At 75.8% G+C, this 16,421-nt stretch carries 18 protein-coding genes and 1 pseudogene; 9 read left to right on the plus strand and 10 right to left on the minus strand.

Annotated elements, in window-relative coordinates; genetic code table 11:
* Positions 1–63 precede the first annotated feature (63 nt).
* Together ACZ6ZR_RS05080 and ACZ6ZR_RS05085 are read right to left on the minus strand one after the other, a co-directional pair.
* A complete protein-coding gene (locus tag ACZ6ZR_RS05080) occupies positions 64–492 on the minus strand; it encodes a hypothetical protein (RefSeq protein ID WP_465639478.1) in 429 nt (142 codons plus the stop codon).
* Entirely contained in the window at positions 489–1,670 is a 1,182-nt protein-coding gene (locus ACZ6ZR_RS05085) for a molybdopterin-dependent oxidoreductase (protein WP_465639480.1), read from the minus strand. The genes ACZ6ZR_RS05080 and ACZ6ZR_RS05085 overlap by 4 nt, the downstream gene beginning before the upstream one ends.
* Positions 1,671–1,783: 113 nt before the next feature.
* Between ACZ6ZR_RS05085 and ACZ6ZR_RS05090 the strand changes: the two genes are divergently transcribed.
* Positions 1,784–3,187, plus strand: a complete 1,404-nt coding sequence (locus tag ACZ6ZR_RS05090) for a glycosyltransferase 87 family protein (protein WP_465639482.1) — start codon at positions 1,784–1,786, stop codon at positions 3,185–3,187.
* Here ACZ6ZR_RS05090 and ACZ6ZR_RS05095 read toward each other — a convergent pair.
* From ACZ6ZR_RS05095 to ACZ6ZR_RS05105, 3 genes and pseudogenes are all read right to left on the minus strand, one after another.
* Complete coding sequence (locus tag ACZ6ZR_RS05095) at positions 3,165–3,851, minus strand: class I SAM-dependent DNA methyltransferase (RefSeq protein ID WP_465639483.1); 687 nt, start codon at positions 3,849–3,851, stop codon at positions 3,165–3,167. The genes ACZ6ZR_RS05090 and ACZ6ZR_RS05095 overlap by 23 nt on opposite strands.
* Positions 3,848–4,489 (minus strand): TIGR04282 family arsenosugar biosynthesis glycosyltransferase, encoded by a 642-nt coding sequence (locus ACZ6ZR_RS05100; RefSeq protein WP_465639642.1) that lies wholly within the window; start codon positions 4,487–4,489, stop codon positions 3,848–3,850. Before ACZ6ZR_RS05100 ends, ACZ6ZR_RS05095 begins: the two co-directional genes overlap by 4 nt.
* Positions 4,469–5,089, minus strand: a pseudogene (locus tag ACZ6ZR_RS05105) (glycosyltransferase family 2 protein); the annotation flags it as partial. The pseudogene ACZ6ZR_RS05105 and the gene ACZ6ZR_RS05100, both read right to left, overlap by 21 nt.
* A 202-nt stretch (positions 5,090–5,291) precedes the next feature.
* Here ACZ6ZR_RS05105 and ACZ6ZR_RS05110 point away from each other — a divergent pair.
* Together ACZ6ZR_RS05110 and ACZ6ZR_RS05115 are read left to right on the plus strand one after the other, a co-directional pair.
* Complete coding sequence (locus ACZ6ZR_RS05110; protein WP_465639485.1) at positions 5,292–6,020, plus strand: response regulator transcription factor; 729 nt, start codon at positions 5,292–5,294, stop codon at positions 6,018–6,020.
* A gap of 9 nt (positions 6,021–6,029) precedes the next feature.
* A complete protein-coding gene (locus ACZ6ZR_RS05115; RefSeq protein ID WP_465639486.1) occupies positions 6,030–7,184 on the plus strand; it encodes a sensor histidine kinase in 1,155 nt (384 codons plus the stop codon).
* A gap of 185 nt (positions 7,185–7,369) precedes the next feature.
* Here the strand turns inward: ACZ6ZR_RS05115 and ACZ6ZR_RS05120 are convergent, their stop codons facing one another.
* The 3 genes from ACZ6ZR_RS05120 to ACZ6ZR_RS05130 all read right to left on the minus strand — a co-directional run bounded on the left by ACZ6ZR_RS05120 (position 7,370) and on the right by ACZ6ZR_RS05130 (position 9,796).
* Positions 7,370–8,452, minus strand: coding sequence for an NAD-dependent epimerase/dehydratase family protein (locus ACZ6ZR_RS05120; protein ID WP_465639488.1), 1,083 nt, complete (start codon positions 8,450–8,452; stop codon positions 7,370–7,372).
* Positions 8,453–8,534: 82 nt separating this feature from the next.
* Positions 8,535–9,134: a CGNR zinc finger domain-containing protein gene (locus ACZ6ZR_RS05125; RefSeq protein WP_465639489.1), complete on the minus strand. Its 600-nt coding sequence runs from the start codon at positions 9,132–9,134 to the stop codon at positions 8,535–8,537.
* Positions 9,135–9,196: 62 nt separating this feature from the next.
* The gene (locus ACZ6ZR_RS05130) at positions 9,197–9,796 is read right to left on the minus strand and encodes a TetR/AcrR family transcriptional regulator (RefSeq protein WP_465639491.1); all 600 of its coding nucleotides are present in this window, start codon (positions 9,794–9,796) and stop codon (positions 9,197–9,199) included.
* A 97-nt stretch (positions 9,797–9,893) separates the two neighbouring features.
* Between ACZ6ZR_RS05130 and ACZ6ZR_RS05135 the strand changes: the two genes are divergently transcribed.
* From ACZ6ZR_RS05135 to ACZ6ZR_RS05150, 4 genes are all read left to right on the plus strand, one after another.
* A complete protein-coding gene (locus ACZ6ZR_RS05135) occupies positions 9,894–11,627 on the plus strand; it encodes an amidase (protein WP_465639493.1) in 1,734 nt (577 codons plus the stop codon).
* A gap of 156 nt (positions 11,628–11,783) precedes the next feature.
* Positions 11,784–12,944, plus strand: coding sequence for a hypothetical protein (locus tag ACZ6ZR_RS05140; protein ID WP_465639495.1), 1,161 nt, complete (start codon positions 11,784–11,786; stop codon positions 12,942–12,944).
* Positions 12,945–13,021: 77 nt separating this feature from the next.
* Positions 13,022–13,492, plus strand: a complete 471-nt coding sequence (locus tag ACZ6ZR_RS05145; protein ID WP_465639497.1) for a DUF2975 domain-containing protein — start codon at positions 13,022–13,024, stop codon at positions 13,490–13,492.
* On the plus strand, positions 13,492–13,716 hold the full coding sequence (locus ACZ6ZR_RS05150; protein WP_465639499.1) for a helix-turn-helix domain-containing protein: 225 nt from the start codon (positions 13,492–13,494) through the stop codon (positions 13,714–13,716). Before ACZ6ZR_RS05145 ends, ACZ6ZR_RS05150 begins: the two co-directional genes overlap by 1 nt.
* Before the next feature lie 58 nt (positions 13,717–13,774).
* Here the strand turns inward: ACZ6ZR_RS05150 and ACZ6ZR_RS05155 are convergent, their stop codons facing one another.
* Positions 13,775–13,978, minus strand: coding sequence for a cold-shock protein (locus tag ACZ6ZR_RS05155; RefSeq protein WP_465639500.1), 204 nt, complete (start codon positions 13,976–13,978; stop codon positions 13,775–13,777).
* A gap of 262 nt (positions 13,979–14,240) precedes the next feature.
* On the opposite strand from ACZ6ZR_RS05155, the gene ACZ6ZR_RS05160 reads away from it, so the two are divergent.
* On the plus strand, positions 14,241–14,501 hold the full coding sequence (locus ACZ6ZR_RS05160; protein ID WP_465639502.1) for a hypothetical protein: 261 nt from the start codon (positions 14,241–14,243) through the stop codon (positions 14,499–14,501).
* Positions 14,502–14,660: 159 nt separating this feature from the next.
* Positions 14,661–15,374, plus strand: a complete 714-nt coding sequence (locus ACZ6ZR_RS05165) for a hypothetical protein (protein ID WP_465639504.1) — start codon at positions 14,661–14,663, stop codon at positions 15,372–15,374.
* Positions 15,375–15,568: 194 nt separating this feature from the next.
* Here ACZ6ZR_RS05165 and ACZ6ZR_RS05170 read toward each other — a convergent pair whose 3' ends face one another.
* Positions 15,569–16,336, minus strand: coding sequence for a S1 family peptidase (locus ACZ6ZR_RS05170; RefSeq protein WP_465639506.1), 768 nt, complete (start codon positions 16,334–16,336; stop codon positions 15,569–15,571).
* Positions 16,337–16,421: the final 85 nt, after the last annotated feature.

Here is a 16,421-nt window from a genome sequence, read left to right on the forward strand (position 1 = left end):
CCCCCGATTCGACCAGCTCACCGGGCCCGTGACCAGGCCCGGGGGGCGGGCGTCAGACTTCCGTCATCTCTTCGACGCGCGCCCGCCGTCCCGTTCACCGCTCCGGGCCCGGCGGGCGGCGCCCCAGACAGCGGCGAGGGCGGTCACGGCCGCGATCCCGGCCAGCAGGAGCAGCCAGTTGCGCAGGTAGGGCAGCGGGAGGACGGAGGGGTTCCCGTGGTCCTCCCCGGCCCGCAGGACGGCCGGCACCGCGACCGCGCTGACCGCCGCGGCCACCGTCAGCCCGGCCCGTACCGCCGGGAGTCGAGTGAGCAGCGCCCCCGCGAGCAGGACCAGCGGCACCCAGAGCCCGTCGTGGAGCACCACCGCGCCGGCCGACCAGAGCAGCACGTCCAGCGGATCGGTGATCTGAGGGTCGGTCAGCAGCCCGTACACGCCGTAGCCGAGCAGCAGGGCACCGGCCGTGCCGGTGGCCAGGCGCAGCGCCCTCATCCGAGCACCTCGATCCGGGAGACCCACTTGGTCTGGAGGACGCCGGGGCGGTTGGGGGCGATGACCCGGGCCGGGTAGCCGTGGTCGGCGTCCAGCACCTGGCCGTTGACGGACAGGGCGAGCAGGGTGAGCGGGTCGCGGGCGTGGACGGGCTCCATGGTGGTGACGGCGTAGGGGCCGTCGGCCTCCAGGGAGACGATCCGCAGCCGGGCGTCGGCGGCCACGCCCGCGCGGTCGAGCAGATCGCGCAGCCGCACCCCGGTCCAGTCGGCGGAGGCGCTCCAGCCCTCGACGCAGGCGATCGGCAGCCGCACGGTGTGCTGAGGGAGCGTCAGCAGCTCGGCCCGGGAGAGCCGGAGCGGGTGGCGGCCGTCGACGGTCAGCCGCCAGTCGGCGGGGACGGTGGTGGTGCCGGCCTGGGCGGCGGTGCGGTTGACGGGCAGGCCCTGCGGCCCGAGGTCGGGACGGCGCGGGGCGAACAGGTCGAGGCCGCGCAGCCAGGGGACGGTCTGCCCGGCGGTGGTGACGGTGACGGCCGCGACCGAGGCGGTGACGGTGGTGAGGAAGGCCCGGCGGCCCGGCAAGGGGACGCGGGGGCGCCACCAGTGCTCGGCGATGGTGGCGGCCTTGGCGGCGAGGTGCAGCAGCAGGGCCCCGGTGATGGTCCAGCCGAGCCAGAAGTGGGTCTGCCGGAACGGGAACGGCCACGGGTACCACTGGAGCGTGTTGAGCAGTCCGGTGAACAGCTCCAGCAGGGTCGCGGCGACCAGCACGGCGATGGCCAGCCGCTCCAGCAGGTGCCGCAGGCTGCGGGCTGGCGGCCACTCGAAGAGCTTCGGGTACACCGTCCAGAGCTTGGCGCCGAGCAGCGGCACGGCCGCCGTCCCGGCGATCACGTGCAGCCCCTGGGTCACCCGGTAGCCGTTCACCGGACGGCTCGTCAGGTGGTCGCGCAGCCAGCCCGGCGGGTCCTGGAGGGCGTGGCTGAGCAGGCCGCTCAGGAAGCAGAGCACGATCGCGGCCCCGAGCCAGCGGCCGATGACCACGGCGCCGCGCGGTTCGTGCAGCGGGGACCGGAAGGTGCCCTCGCGCAGCGGTCCGATCCGCAGGACGTCCGGCGGCTGCGGCAGGGGCAGGTCGAACCGGCGGGAGGCGCCGCCGGTGGTGGTGTCCTTCATGCCTTCATGAGAGCGCCGATCCGGCGGCTGCGGTGGGTGCGACATGCTTACGGAAGTCCTACGGCGGCTCGCGGCTACGGTCCGCACCGGTGCGGCGGTGGCACGCTGACGGAGTGTCCGACACCCAGCGCCTCGCCGGCCCCGCCCGCTCCGTCCGCCCGGCCCGCCCGGTCTGGCCCGCCGTCCTCGCCCTGGCGGCGCTGGTCGCCGCACTGGCCGCCACGGTGCGGGGCGGCGGCACGCTCGGCGAGCGCGGCGGGCTGTACGGCTGGTACGCCCTCGACGGGGCGCTCTTCGCGCTCGCCGTCGCCCTGCTGCGCCGGGTGCCGCCGGGGCCGGTGGCCCGGGTGGCGCTGGCGGGCAGCGTCGCCGTCGCGCTGACCGGGCTGCTGGCTCCGCCCCGCACCAGCGACGACGCCTACCGCTACCTGTGGGACGGCCGGGTGCAGGCCGCCGGGATCTCCCCGTACGACCACGCCCCGGACGCCCCCGCGCTGGCCGGGCTGCGGGCCCGCGCGCCCGAGCTCTTCCCGCCCGGCGGCCCCTGCGCGGGCTGGGACGAACGGCGGACCTCGGCGGGCGAGTGCAGCAAGGTCAACCGGCCGTCCGTGCACACCATCTACCCACCGGTGGCCGAGGGTTGGTTCGCCGGGCTGTACGCGCTCGGCGGCCGGTACGGGGTGCGGGCCGCCCAAGTCGGCGGCGCGCTGCTGGCGGTGGCCACCACGGGCGCGCTGCTGCTGGTGCTGCGGCGGACGGACGCCGGGCCGCCGTGGCGGGCCGCGCTCTGGGGGTGGTGTCCGGGGGTGGCGGTGTGGGCGGTGAACGACGCGCACGTCGACGCGCTCGGGGCGCTGCTGCTGGTGGCCGGGCTGGCGGCGGCGCGGCGGGGCCGGGCGGTGCTCGGCGGCGGGCTGCTGGGGCTCGCGGTCGCCACCAAGCTGGTACCGGCGCTGGCCCTGCCCGGTGCGCTGTCGGGCGTGTTCGCCCGGTGGCCGCGCCCGCGTGACCTGGTGTTGCCGCTGGCGGCGGTGGTCACCTTCGCCCTCTCCTACCTGCCCTATCTGGCGGCCTCGGGCGGCGCGGTGCTCGGCTACCTGCCGGGCTACCTGCGGGAGGAGGGCTACCAGCAGGACGGCTTCGACCGCTTCGGGCTGCTGCGGCTGGTGCTGCCGGACCGACTGGCGGCGGTGGCAGGCGTGTTGGTGATCCTGGCGGCCGTGGCGTGGGTGCTGTTCCGGGGCGATCCGCAACGGCCGTGGAGCGGCGCCCTGGTGGTGACCGGGACGGCGCTGCTGGTGGTCGCCCCGGCCTACCCCTGGTACGGGCTGCTGGTGGTGGCGCTGGTCGCGTTGGACGGGCGCTGGGAGTGGCTGGCCGTTCCGGCCGCCGCCCAGATGCTCTACCTGACGGGTGGTCAGGCGCAGCAACCGGCTTACGGGGCCGCGCTGTTGGTGGTGCTGGCCGGAGCGGTGGCGCGACGCCGGCCCCGGGTCAGCTCCGCCGCAGGGCGGTGAAGCGGCGGCCGTCGGCGGTCCAGCGCTCGGTCTCCACCAGCCCGGCCGGCCGGGCGCACCGGGCGAGCGCCTCGGCCCCCAGCCGGGCCCAGCGGAACGGCGGCCCGGTCCGCCCGTCGCCGTCCTCGATCCGCACCAGCAGCCGCTCGTCCACCTCCACCGGCTCCACCTCGGCTATCAACAGCCCTCCGGGGACGAGCAGTTGGGCCACCCGGTCCAGCAGGGCGGCCGGGTCGCCGCCGATGCCCAGATTGCCGTCGGCCAGCAGCACCGTGCCCCAGCGGCCCTCGCCGGGCAGCCGGTCGAAGACCGAGCGGCACAGGGCGCTGCCGCCCAGCCCCCGGGTGCGGGTGACGGCCGCCTCGGTCAGGTCCACACCGAGGGCCGGGACACCGGTGGCCAGCAGTTCGGCGACCAGGCGCCCCGGGCCGCAGCCGACGTCCAGGGCCGGTCCGCCCCGGTGCCGGCAGCGCTCCAGCACCGTCCGGTCGGCCCGGTCGGGCGGCGCGCACCAGCGCTCCACCTCCAGCCGGTGCCGGGAGCCGTCCTCGCGGCGCAGCCAGAGCGGCCCGCGCCCGGTGCGGACCGCCCGGGTGAACGGGTCGTCGATCCACGGCCGGGCCGGGGTCCCGCAGGCGGTCGCCGTGGTCCCGCCGCCGGTCACCGCTGCGCCCGGGCGGCGGCGGTGATCCCGGACAGGCGCGCGGCGAAGCGGCTGCCGGGTGCGGTGGCGGCGACCTCGGCGGCGGTCGCGGCGTCGTCCACGTCGGTGAGCCGCGGCAGCCGGTGGACGCGCAGCCCGGCCCGGTCCAGCCGCTCCAGCAGCGCCGCACCGGTGTGCGGGGTGGACATCGGGACGCCGAGCAGCAGCCGGCCGGCGAGCGCCTCGGCGGGCCGGGCCAGGCCGAGCGCCCAGAAGCCGCCGTCGGAGGCCGGGCCGTACCAGGCGTCCACCCCCGCGCGGGCCCCGGGAGCCAGCGGGGCGGCCAGGGTCGCGGCCTCCACCTGCGGGGTGTCCATGCCGAGCAGCAGGGCGGGGGCGCCGGCCGGGGCGTGCCCGAACGCCGCCGTCAGCCGCTGGTCGAGCCCGCCGCCGGCCTGCGGCACCACCCGCCAGCCGCCTGGCAGCCACCCACCCGGCTCGCCCTCCAGGACCAGCACCCGCGCCCCGGCCGGCACGGTGGAGAGGGTGGCCAGCGTGTCGGCGAGCGCCGCCTCGGCCAGCTCGGCCGCCTGACGGTGCGTGAACGCGGGGGTGAGCCGGGTCTTGACCCGGCCAGGGACCGGGGCCTTGGCGAGCACCAGCAGGGTCGGCGGCGGTGCGGCGAGGACCGCCCGCATGTCGTGGACGGCCTGCCGGGTGCCGCGCAGCGTCCCGGTCACCTTCGAACGCCCGGACCGGGGAAGGTAGTTCACCTCGGTCTCGGCGATCCGCATCCCGGCCGCCGAGGCGGCCAGGACCATCTCCAGCGGGTATCCCGAGCGCCGGTCCGCCAGCCCGAGGGCCAGCAGCCGCTCCCGCCGGGCGGCCCGCATCGGTCCCAGGTCGTGCAGCGGCGCACCGGTGCGGGCCCGCAGCCGCCGGGCCAGCTCGGCGTTGGCCAGCCGGGCGTGCAGCGGCCAGGCCCCGGCGGTGGTCGGCCGCCGCCGGCCGAGCACCAGATCGGCGGCACCCGCCAGCACCGGCTCCAGCACCCGGGGCAGCTGGCCCGGGTCCAACGAACCGTCACAGTCCAGGAAGCACACCAACTCCGCCGTGGCGGCCGAGAGTCCGGCATGGCAGGCGGCGCCGAAGCCGCGCTGCGGCGCGTGCACCACGGTGGCGCCCAGGCCGGCGGCGATGGCGGCCGAGCCGTCGGTGGAGCCGTTGTCCACCACGATCGGCCGCCACCCGACGGGCATCCGGCCCAGGACCCAGGGCAGTGCGGCGGCCTCGTCCAGACACGGCAGCACCACGTCGACGGAGGCGGGGAGGGAGGGAGTGGTCACCCGTTTCACGCTAGTGCCGGACACCGCCCCCGGCCCGCCGCGACCTGCTTACGGAAGTGCTACGCGCTGCGAGCCCGTCCTCCCGGGCGGCGGTCACAGCGCCTACGCTCACCACGTGAACCTGCCTGCCCCCGCCCCGGCTGCCCCCGCCGCCGCCCGGATCCTCGTGGTCGACGACGACCCGACCGTCGCCGAGGTCGTCGCCGGATACCTGCTGCGCGCGGGTTTCCTGGTCGACCGCGCCGCCGACGGGCCGGCCGCCCTCGCGGCCGCCGCCGCCCACCGGCCCGACCTGGTCGTCCTCGACCTGATGCTCCCCGGCATCGACGGCCTGGAGGTCTGCCGGCGGCTGCGCGAGCGGCCCGACGGCGCCGGCCTGCCGGTCGTGATGCTCACCGCCAAGGGCGACGAGGCCGACCGGGTGCTCGGCCTGGAGCTCGGCGCGGACGACTACGTCACCAAGCCGTTCAGCCCCCGCGAGCTGACCCTGCGGGTCCAGTCGGTGCTGCGCCGCGGCGCCGCCCGCGCCCCGCAGCCCGCCGTGCTGGCCGCGGGCGACCTGCTGCTCGACCCGGCCGGGCGCCGCTGCTACCGCGCTGGGCGCGAACTCGCCCTCACCTTGCGGGAGTTCGACCTCCTGGAGTTCCTGCTGCGCCACCCCGGCACGGCCTTCTCCCGGGAGGAGCTGATGCGGCGGGTCTGGGGCTGGGAGTTCGGCGACCGCTCCACCGTCACCGTCCACATCCGCCGGCTGCGCGAGAAGATCGAGGACGACCCCGCCACCCCCGGGCTGATCACCACCGTGTGGAGCGTCGGCTACCGCTTCGACCCGACAGGGAGCTGACCCACCGTCATGAAGGACCTCCTGCTCATCGCCGCCTACGCCGCCCTCGGGGCCGGCGCCGCCGCCCTGCTGGGCTGGCCGGCCGTCCGCGCGCTGCGACGGCGCTCGGTGGCACTCTCGCTGTTCGCCGTCGCCGTGGTCACGGTGCTGGCCATGGCCTCCGGCACCACCGCCGTGGCCCAGGCGATGTTCCTCTCCGAGCACGACCTCGGCGTGGTGATGACGGTGCTGGCCATAGGCGCGGTGGTCTCCCTGCTGGCCGCCGCCGTGCTCGGCCGGCAGGCCGTCAGCGGCAGCCGGGCCCTGGCCGTCGCCGCCCGGACCGTCGGCAGCGACGGCGGATTCGCCGCGCCCTCCGGGCCCCTCAACGCCGAACTCGCCCAGCTCAGCGCAGAGTTGGCCGCTACCAGCGCGAGGCTCGCCGAATCCCGCCGTCGCGAGCAGACCCTGGAGGCCTCCCGGCGGGAGCTGATCGCCTGGATCTCCCACGACCTGCGCACCCCGCTGGCCGGGCTGCGCGCCATGGCCGAGGCGCTGGAGGACGGCATCGCCGAGGACCCGGACCGCTACCACCGCCGGATCGGCGCCGAGGTCGACCGGCTCACCGGGATGGTCGACGACCTCTTCGAACTCTCCCGGCTCCAGGCCGGAGCGCTCCACCTCACCCCCTCCCGGATCTCCTGCTTCGACCTGGTCGGGGACGCCCTCGCCTGCGCCGACCCGCTCGCCCGCGAGCGCGGCGTGCGGCTGCTGGGCGGGCAGGTCGACCCCGCGCCGGTGGAGGTCGACGGCCGGGAGGTCTCCCGGGCGCTGGGCAACCTGCTGGTCAACGCGATCCGCTCCACCCCCGCGGACGGCGTGGTCGCGGTCACCGCCAGCCGGCAGGCCGACGAGGTGGTGCTCGCGGTCACCGACGCCTGCGGCGGCATCCCGGAGGAGGACCTCCCCCGGGTGTTCGAGACCGGCTGGCGCGGCAGCAGCGCCCGCACCCCGCACCTGCTCGGCGGCGCCGACGGGGCCGAACGCGCCGGTGGCGGCGCGGGGTTGGGCCTGGCCATCGTCCGCGGCATCGCCGAGGCCCACGCGGGCAGCGCCACCGTGTCCAACGTCGACGGCGGCTGCCGCTTCGAGATCCGCCTCCCCACGGCGGGGCGTCCGGTCTGACCCCGGGGCTGCTGCCGGCGGGTTGGTCCGCGCCTTCGGCGGGGCCGCGCCGCACCTGGTCGAACCGCTCCGCGCCCGGCGCCGGGCGGTCGGACATTCGCCCTAACGGCCTTGTGCTTTCCGAGTTCTGACCATCCGTCGGTCAGCGGCGGGGCCGGCGGCCGCGCGCCCGGGCCGGCCGCCGGTCAGCCCGAGGCCGCCGGTGCGGCGCCGCGCTGCGGGGCGGCGGCGAACTCCGCCATTCCCTCGGCGAAGCCGACCTGCGGCTGCCAGCCCAACTCCCGTCGCAGGCGGGCGGAGTCGGCGGTGACGTGCCGGACGTCGCCGAGCCGGAACCGGCCGGTGACCACCGGCGGGGGGCCGTCCGTCGCCGTGGCGAGGGCCGCCGCCATCTGTCCGACGGTGTGGGGCTCCCCGCTGCCGACGTTGTAGACCCGGGCGGTGCCGTCCGGGCGGTCCGCCACCGCCGCGAGGGCGGCGGCGTTCGCCCCGGCCACGTCGTCCACGTGCACGAAGTCCCGCCGCTGGCCGCCGTCCTCGAAGACCTGCGGGGCCTCGCCCCGGGCGAGGGCGGAGCGGAAGAGCGAGGCGACGCCCGCGTACGGGGTGTCCCGGGGCATCCCCGGGCCGTAGACGTTGTGGTAACGGAGCGTCAGGACCCGTCCGCCGCAGGCCCGGGCCCAGGCGGAGGCCAGGTGCTCCTGGGCGAGTTTGGTGGCGGCGTAGACGTTGCGGGGGTCGGTGGGTGCGTCCTCGGTGACCAGGCCGGGGCGGAGCGGCTCGCCGCACTCGGGGCAGGGCGGCTCGAACCGTCCGGCCGAGAGGTCCGCCACTCGGCGCGGACCGGGGGCGACCCCGCCGTGCTCGGCGCAGTCGTACCGGCCCTCGCCGTACACCACCATCGATCCGGCGAGCACCAGGTCCCGCACCCCACGCCGGGCCATCGCGGCCAGCAGCACGGCCGTCCCCAGGTCGTTGCAGCCCACGTACTCGGGGGCGTCCTCCAGGTCCACCCCCAGCCCGACCATCGCGGCCTGGTGGCACACCGCCGTCACCCCGTCGAGCGCCCGCTCCACCGCCGTCCGGTCCCGGACGTCCGCGTGGACGAACTCCTCGATCCCGGCGGGCAGTTCGGGGTGGCGCCCGGGGGCGCCGTGCGCGGCGGGGAGCAGCGCGTCCAGCACCCGCACCCGGTGCCCCTGCGCCACCAGCCGGGTGGCCACGGCGGAACCGATGAACCCGGCGCCGCCGGTCAGCAGAATGTCCATGCCCGGACGCTACGCCCGGAGGCGGCCCGGCTCGGGGAACCAGGGCGGGACGTCAGCAAGCCGTAAGGGTTCAGGTGCGCGGTCAGGCGCTCCGCTTGCTCCGCGCGTAGTGCCGGGCGGCCCGGGCGCGGTTGCCGCAGGCCGGTGAGCACCACTCGCGGCGGGGGTGGTCCTTGACGAAGTACAGGACGCAGCCGGGGGCTTCGCAGGCGGTCACCTTGTCCAGGTCGGGGCCGGAGAACAGGTCGACGGTCTGCTGGGCGACCTCGGTGAGGGCGGCGCCGACCGGGTCGGAGGCGGTGCGGGTGGCGGCGACGGGGTCGCTGCCGTCCCAACTCAGCTCCCGCCAGCGCGGAGTGGTGCGGACCTGCCGGTTGACGGTCTCGACCGCCTCCTGCGGCGGGCGGGTGCGGTGGGCGGCGGCGTCGGTGAGCAGCCGGACCGCGTCGCGCAGCCGGCGGGTGGCGTCCAGCGCGTCCGGGCCGACCGTCAGCAGGTCCTGGTCGGGGATGGCCTCGGTGAAGCGTGCGCGGTTGTCGCGCAGCCAGGCGGCCAGGTGCTCGGTGGTCCGGAGCCCGTCCACGAAGCGGCCGCGGACGGCGTAGGTGGCGTTGGCCAGCTCGATGGTGAGGGGCTCGCCGAGTAAGGGCGCCCCGCCGCTCTCAAGGTCGTCGACACTCATGCTTCTCACGGTATCCGCGACCGTGACCCGTGAGAAGCCCGTACCTCACATGCCACCGGCCGTCAGGCGGGCCGGAGTTCGCGCTCCAGGGCGGCCAGCGCGAAGGCGTCGGGGGAGGCCTGCTGCCAGCGGGGGCGGCCGAACATGATGTCGGCGGAGATGCCGTTGAGCATGGCGACGGCGCGGATGGTGAAGTCGACCGGGTCGACGGGGGCGAACTCGCCGCGGGACCGGCCCTCGCGGACGACGGCCTCCAGGCGGGCGTCCCAGGTGTCGGAGAGTTCGGTGAGCAAGTGCCGGTCGGCGTCGTCGTGCTGACGGGCGAACATGTGGGTCCACAGGCCGTAGCGCTCGTCGCCCTGCCGGCGCGGGAGGTAGTAGCGGACGAAGAGGGCCAGCTTCTCGCCGGCGCCTGCGGCCCGCCCGGCGGCCTCCTCGAAGCGGGCGCCGAGGTCGGCCTCGCTCCAGGCGAGGACCTCCAGCAGGAGCCGGTCCTTGCGGCCGAAGTGGTAGAGGATGTGGCCGGTGCTCATGCCGGCTCGGGCCGCGATGTCGGCCATCCGCACACCGGCCGGGCCCTTCTCGGCGATGGCCGCGATGGCGGCCCGCATCGCCTTCTCGCGCGCCTCGTCGCCGCTCGGCTGACGCTTCCTCTCGACCATGGCCCCATCCCCGGTTCCGTCGTTCTAGACCGTTAGTCTAGACTGAAAATCTAGTCAGTACGATTCCTCTGCCCCGACCTGCCAGGAGAGACCCGCAATGACGCGCGGATTCGATGTTGTGGAAGCCGGTATCGCCAGCCTGCGCGCGGCGCTGGAGAAGGGCGAGACCACCTCGGTCGAGCTGCTGGACGCGTACCTCGCGCGGATCGAGGCGTACGACCGCCCCGGCACCGCCACCGCGCTCAACTCCATGGTCGTGATGAACCCCGCGGCCCGCGCCGAGGCCGAGGCCTCCGACGCGCGCCGCGCCCGCGGCGAGACGCTCGGCCCGCTGGACGGCATCCCGTACACCGCGAAGGACAGCTACCTCGCCGAGGGCCTGACGGCGGCGGCCGGTTCGCCCGCCTTCGAGCACCTGGTGGCCCAGCGCGACGCCTTCGCGATCGAGCGGCTGCGGGCCGGCGGGGCGGTGCTGATCGGCCTGACCAACATGCCGCCGATGGCCAACGGCGGCATGCAGCGCGGGGTCTACGGCCGCGCCGAGAGCCCGTACAACGCCGAGTGGCTGACCAGCGCCTACGGCTCCGGCTCCTCCAACGGCTCGGGCACCGCCACCGCCGCCTCCTTCGGCGCCTTCGGCCTCGGCGAGGAGACCTGGTCCTCCGGCCGTGCCCCGGCCTCCAACAACGCGCTCTGCGCCTACACGCCCAGCCGCGGCGTCATCTCGGTGCGCGGCAACTGGCCGCTGGTGCCGACCATGGACGTCGTGGTCCCGCACACCCGCACCATGGCCGACCTGCTCGAACTGCTGGACGTCGTGGTGGCCGACGACGCGGAGACCCGCGGCGACCTGTGGCGCGCCCAGCCCTGGGTGGAGCTGCCGGCCGCCTCCGAGGTCCGCCCCGCCTCCTACCCCGCGCTCGCCCCCGCCGACGCCGCGGCCGCGCGCGCCGCGCTGGCCGGCAAGCGGGTCGGCGTTCCGGCGATGTACGTCAACGCCGACCCGGAGGCCGGCACCAACCCCGAGGGCGGCATCGGCGGCCAGACCGGGCAGCGGGTGGAGACCCGCGCCTCGGTGATCGCCCTGTGGGAGGCCGCCCGCCGCGACCTGGAGGCGGCCGGCGCCGAGGTGGTCGTGGTCGACTTCCCGGTGGTGTCCAACTACGAGGCGGACCGCCCGGGCGCGCCCTCGCTGTTCACCCGCGGGTTCGTCGGCCGGGACTTCCTCAAGGTCGAGATCGAGGACCTCTCCGCCTGGGCCTGGGACGACTTCCTGCGCGCCAACGGCGACCCGGCCCTGCCGAGCATCGCCGAGGTGGACGCCGACCGGATCTGGCCCAAGCACCAGGGCGAACTCCCGGACCGCTACGCCGGTTTCGACGACACCATCGGCGACTACCCGCGCTTCGTGAAGGAGCGCCCGTACGCCTCCTTCACCGACATGCCGCACCTGGAGCAGGGCCTGCGCGGCCTGGAGGAGACCCGCCGGGTCGACCTGGAGCAGTGGATGGACGGGCTCGGCCTGGACGCGGTGGTCTTCCCCGCGCTGGCCGACGTCGGCCCGGCCGACATGGACGTGAACGAGGCCTCCGCCGGGCTCGGCTGGCGCAACGGCGTCTGGGTCGCCAACGGCAACCTGGTGCCCCGTCACCTCGGCATCCCGACCGTGACCGTGCCCATGGGCACCATGGCCGACACCGGCATGCCGGTCGGCCTGACCTTCGCGGGCCGCGCCTACGACGACAACGCCCTGCTCGCGCTCGGCGCCGCCTTCGAGGCGACCGGCGCGCGGCGGACGGAGCCGGGGCGCACCCCGCGCCTGGAGGCCTGACACCCGGCGGTGCGGTGACGCTCCCTCAGGCGGGCGTCACCACACCGCCTTCTTTCCGTCCTCCGTCGCCTGCTGTCAGGGCGTTTCGCGGTGGATCCGGCCACGGGGCGTCGGCGGCAGGTGATATGACGGTGCGGAGCCTGGAGGTGGTCCGTCATGACCCGGTACAGCGTCGATCCCGTTCGGTACGAGCTCATCGCCACCTGGGGGAGCGGGGAGGGGGACTTGGCCGCCAGGGTCGCCGCCGTCCCGGTGGGCACCGACCTGGCGGGCCTCTCGCGGCTGGCCAGCGTGCTCACCCAGCTCTCCTCCGCCGCCTGGTACACCTACACCCACCCGGCCGGCGCCGCGGACTCCCTGGAGCCGGGCACCGAGGGCTGGCACCGCGAGCGCGAGCGCACGGCCTTCGAGGAGGTCGCGCAGGCGGTGGCCGAGCCGCACCTGCCGCACGGCGGCTCGATCACCGTCTCCTCCAGCCCGCTGGTGGAGAACGCCAACCGGATCGGCCGGGCCCTGCTGGCGCTCGCCGTACCGGAGTTGACCGAGGCCGTCCGGGCCGAGGTGCGGGGCGAGCTGGCCGCGGTGGAGGCGGCCGAGCTGGGGGACCTCGGCGGCCGGGCGCAGCAGGCCGTGCTGCTCTCCCGCGAGGACGCCTCCCCGGTCCAAGTGGCCGCCGCCGACCGGCTGTTGGAGGGGAACCCGTTCGGCCCCGCCGCGCTCTTCTCCGAGGTGGACCCGACCGCCGCGGCGGTGGCCGCCGCGCACTGGCTGGCCGCCGCGGCCGAGGCGGCCGCCGCCGTCTCCGGCCACCCGGTCGCCGACGTGGTCCGGGAGGCGGACGCCGTCGAGTCCCTGCCGTACGAGACGCCGACGCTGGTCCTGGAGCTGATCGAGGCCGGGGCCTCCCCGTACGACGTGGTCACCGGCCTGGTGCGGCACGCCCTGCGGGTGGCCGACGGGGTGCTGCCGGATCCGGCGGCCTTCCGCGAACAGCTGGAGGAGGCCGAGGAGTTGCTCGCCGCCTACGCGGAGGAGGACGAGGACGAGGACGACGAGGGCCCCGAGCTGCGGCTGACCCCGCTCGACCCGAAGCGCCCGGCCCGGGACTTGCTGGAGGACCTGCTCACCGGCATCCAGGGCTGCTGGCTGCTGCACGACGAGTACGCCGAGCCGCTGGAGGAGGCGCTGGAGGAGGCGGAGGAGGAGGCGGCGGACGGGGACGGCGAGGGGGCGGAGCGGCGGCAGCACCGGTCCCGGGAGGGCTTCGCCGCGCTGGTGCGGGCCGTCGCCGCTCAGCACCACGACCGGTTGGTCTGACCCGCGTCGGGCGCCGGCCTTGTGTCCCCTATCGAAAATCGATAGATTCCCATCGTTGATCGATGGAGGGATGAGTCATGGGACGGTTCACCGTGCGCGCCCTGCGTGCCGTGCTCGGGGTGGTGTTCACCGGAACGGTGCTGCTCCAGGTGTTGATGCTCTGGACGCTGATCAGCGGGAGCGACCCGGAGGACGGGTCGGTGCCGCTGACCGCGTTCCGGGTGATCGTGGTGCTGGGGACGGGCGCCGCCCAGGTGGCGCTGTACTGCGTCTGGCGGCTGGTGGCGATGGTGCGGCGCGGCACCGTGTTCTCGCACGCGGCCTTCCGCTACGTGAACGGGGTGATCGGCTCGGTCGTGAGCGTCGCCCTGCTCTGGTTCGTGGTCACCGCGGTCAACGCGCCGGGGCAGCGGGACGACCCGGGGGTCACCGTGATCATGGCCGGGATCGGCCTGGGGATCCTCGGGGTCGCGCTCGTGGTGCTCGTGCTCCGGATGCTGCTCGCCCAGGCCACCGAGCTGCGGGCCGAGCTGGACGAGGTGATCTGATGCCGATCGTGGTCGACATCGACGTGATGCTGGCCCGCCGCAAGATGTCGGTGGGCGAGCTCGCGGACCGGGTCGGGATCACGCCGGCCAACCTCGCGGTGCTCAAGAACGGCCGCGCCAAGGCCGTCCGCTTCGCGACCCTGGCCGCGCTCTGCGAGGCACTCGGCTGCCAGCCCGGCGACCTGCTGCGCTGGGAGTCCGACGACGAGGCCCTCGGCGGCTGACCGGCCCCCGGCGGCGCCGGGCCGGGCCACTCGCGGCCTGACCCGGCGTCAGGGAGGCTCAGAGCACGCGCACCTGCTGGGCCTGCGGACCCTTCGGGCCCTGGCCGACCTCGAACTCGACCCGCTGGCCCTCCTCCAGGCTGCGGAAGCCGGTGGTCTGGATCTCCGAGAAGTGCACGAAGACGTCCGGCCCGCCACCGTCCTGCTCCAGGAAGCCGAACCCCTTCTCCGCGTTGAACCACTTGACCGTGCCCTGTGCCATCCCGCGTGCCCTTCTCGTGCCCACGCCCGGAGCGTGGTGATTGGCGACGATCATCCCCGGCGGCCCGGGCCGGAAACCCCGATGGCACGGGCCGCCCCCTTCCGGACCAGTCGGCGGCCCCGGTGGCGGTTGTCCTACGACCGGGGCTTCCGCGTGGTGCCGGTCCGCCGGACGGGGGCCGGTCGTGACCATGGCCACCGGAGGCGCGCTCCGGTCGGGCGGGGTGCGTACGAACCCAGTGCTCCGGAGAAGAGGTACCCCCATGCGCCGAGGAACGTCCGTCCTGGCCGGTGTCGCGATGCTCACCGGCCTGCTCGCGGCCCCCGCCGCCGCTGCCGCACCGGCCGAGGCCCCCTACGCGCGGGCCGCGGCGCACGTCCTCGGGAACGGCACGGTGGTCACCGGGAAGAACGTGGACTCCACCACCCGCCGGGAGGCCGGCGTCTACTGCGTGCACGTCTCCGACCCCTCCACCGACCTGGCGAACGCCGCCGTCCTCGAACGGGTCGACCGCACGGTCTGACGGTGGCAGGCCTGTCGAAAGTCCGCCGCAGTTGAACGCCGACCGGCCGGCTGCCCGTTGGTCTGATGCCCTAAGGGCGACTTCCGGTGAACTCCCGCCGGATCGACGGCCCTTGGCTACGCTGTCCGCCGGTCGACGTCGACGGGAGTGGGGGCGGGGATGGCGGTGCTCGGTCCGCGGATGCGCGACGCGGTGCGCGAGGCGATCGGCGAGGCGATGGGCGGGCCCGAGTGGGGGCCGCCGTTCGACGCCCAACCGGAGGACTCCCTGCGGGAGCTGAGCCTGCGTCACCGCACGGCCGCCCTCGTGTACGGGGCGAGGGAGCGGCTCACCCCCGACCAGCCCGGGGGAGCGGCGGCCGTCGACGTGGAGACCGTCTACCTGGCGGCGAGCTATCACGCCGCCCGGCTCGCGCGCCTGCCGGGCGAGTCGCCCTGGGACGAGCCCGCGTTCGAGGCCCTCCTCGCGACCGTGCTCGCGGTCCGTCCCGAGGTGGTGCCCGCGGGCCTCCGCGAACTGGTCGAGGCGCACCCGCCGCGCCCGGCCCCCGCCCACGAGCTGCTCAACCTGGTCGCCGCCGGGCTGTACGAAGCCGCCGCCGAGGAGCGGGACGAGGCCGCCCTCGCCCTCGCAGTCGGACTGTTCGGCGAGGCCCTGGCCGGGGCAGCGGGCGGGAGCGCCGAGCCGTACGTCGCCTTCAACCTCGGCTCCGCCCTGCTGGCGCTGTCCCGCCTGGACGGCCCCACCCTCGACCCGGCCGGCCTGCGGCGGGCCGCCCTGCGACAACTGGACCGGGCCGTCGCCCTGTTGCCGCCGGACGATCCGGCCCGCGAGCCGATGCTGGCCGCCCTGGCGGAGGCCCGCGATCGATGAGCGGGGCTCATCAGCCCAGGAGATCGTCGATCTTGTTCGGCCGGATCGAGGCCGATGGGCTGACGGCACGACAGAAACCCTCGCCCGCACCGCTTCCGTCCGGGCCGCCGTCGACACCTCCCCGCCCCCGCCGCTTCAACGGCCTCTCCACAACACCGTGTCCACCGATTCCGCGCCGCCGACGGACGCACGGGTCAGTGGACCGCGCCGGTGTGACGGGTGATGAAGTCGTGGACCGCGGGATGGCCGACCCCGGTGTAGACGCCGGGCTTCCGGGCCTCGCCGCAGCCGTCGCCCCAGGAGCTGAGACCGACCAGCACCCCCTGCACGACGAGCGGTGAACCGCTGTCGCCCTGGCAGGTGTCGGCGCCGCCCTCCTGGTACCCGGCGCAGGTCATCAGGCCCTCCTTGAAGGCCGGGTACCACGCCGCACAGGTGGCCGGGGCGACGACCGGCACCGTCGCCCGCATCAGGTACCGGGTACCCGCGCCGTGCGCGTCCGTGTTGCCCCAGCCGGCCACCGTGCCCGAGGCCCCGGCGGCGGGTGCGCTCCCGCGACGGGCCAGCGGCACCGCCGGGTACCCGGTCAGCGGCCCGGCGAGGTGGAGCACGGCCACGTCGTAGCCCTTCTCGGCGGCCGCGGGGGCGAACTGCGGGTGGACGTCCACCGAGGCGACCTTGACCACCGTCCCCGTCGTCGAGCGCTTGTCGTCCCGGCCGGCCACCACCGTGAGGGCCGAGGTGTCCTTCTTCACCAGGCAGTGCGCGGCCGTCACGGCGGTGTCCGCCGCGATCAGGTCGGCGGTGCAGAACTGCTGGCCGCGGCCGTCCGACAGCATCAGCACGTAGGGCAGGTCCTTGGTCGAGGCCCTGGTGCCGCCGACGACGGCATGGGCAGCGCCCGAGGTCATCGCCACGGCACCCGCCAGCGCGCCCGCCAGGAGGGAGATCCTCTTCTTCATGCCCTGCCAACGAGCCGGGCGGCCGATCGGGTACGCGGGACGCCTGACGGCACGTCGGCGGGAGCGGCGCGGCGGGCACCTGGCC

The sequence above is a fragment of the Kitasatospora sp. NPDC088742 genome (genome assembly GCF_055584905.1).

Excerpts from the sequence above, each read along its gene's own strand:
- ACZ6ZR_RS05135 (WP_465639493.1), top strand. The coding sequence starts at position 9,894 with ATGACGCGCGGATTCGATGTTGTGGAAGCCGGTATCGCCAGCCTGCGC.
- ACZ6ZR_RS05080 (WP_465639478.1), bottom strand. The coding sequence starts at position 492 with ATGAGGGCGCTGCGCCTGGCCACCGGCACGGCCGGTGCCCTGCTGCTC.
- ACZ6ZR_RS05155 (WP_465639500.1), bottom strand. The coding sequence starts at position 13,978 with ATGGCACAGGGCACGGTCAAGTGGTTCAACGCGGAGAAGGGGTTCGGC.
- ACZ6ZR_RS05140 (WP_465639495.1), top strand. The coding sequence starts at position 11,784 with ATGACCCGGTACAGCGTCGATCCCGTTCGGTACGAGCTCATCGCCACC.
- ACZ6ZR_RS05160 (WP_465639502.1), top strand. The coding sequence starts at position 14,241 with ATGCGCCGAGGAACGTCCGTCCTGGCCGGTGTCGCGATGCTCACCGGC.
- ACZ6ZR_RS05150 (WP_465639499.1), top strand. The coding sequence starts at position 13,492 with ATGCCGATCGTGGTCGACATCGACGTGATGCTGGCCCGCCGCAAGATG.
- ACZ6ZR_RS05115 (WP_465639486.1), top strand. The coding sequence starts at position 6,030 with ATGAAGGACCTCCTGCTCATCGCCGCCTACGCCGCCCTCGGGGCCGGC.
- ACZ6ZR_RS05125 (WP_465639489.1), bottom strand. The coding sequence starts at position 9,134 with ATGAGTGTCGACGACCTTGAGAGCGGCGGGGCGCCCTTACTCGGCGAG.
- ACZ6ZR_RS05085 (WP_465639480.1), bottom strand. The coding sequence starts at position 1,670 with ATGAAGGACACCACCACCGGCGGCGCCTCCCGCCGGTTCGACCTGCCC.
- ACZ6ZR_RS05170 (WP_465639506.1), bottom strand. The coding sequence starts at position 16,336 with ATGAAGAAGAGGATCTCCCTCCTGGCGGGCGCGCTGGCGGGTGCCGTG.
- ACZ6ZR_RS05165 (WP_465639504.1), top strand. The coding sequence starts at position 14,661 with ATGGCGGTGCTCGGTCCGCGGATGCGCGACGCGGTGCGCGAGGCGATC.
- ACZ6ZR_RS05130 (WP_465639491.1), bottom strand. The coding sequence starts at position 9,796 with ATGGTCGAGAGGAAGCGTCAGCCGAGCGGCGACGAGGCGCGCGAGAAG.
- ACZ6ZR_RS05120 (WP_465639488.1), bottom strand. The coding sequence starts at position 8,452 with ATGGACATTCTGCTGACCGGCGGCGCCGGGTTCATCGGTTCCGCCGTG.
- ACZ6ZR_RS05145 (WP_465639497.1), top strand. The coding sequence starts at position 13,022 with ATGGGACGGTTCACCGTGCGCGCCCTGCGTGCCGTGCTCGGGGTGGTG.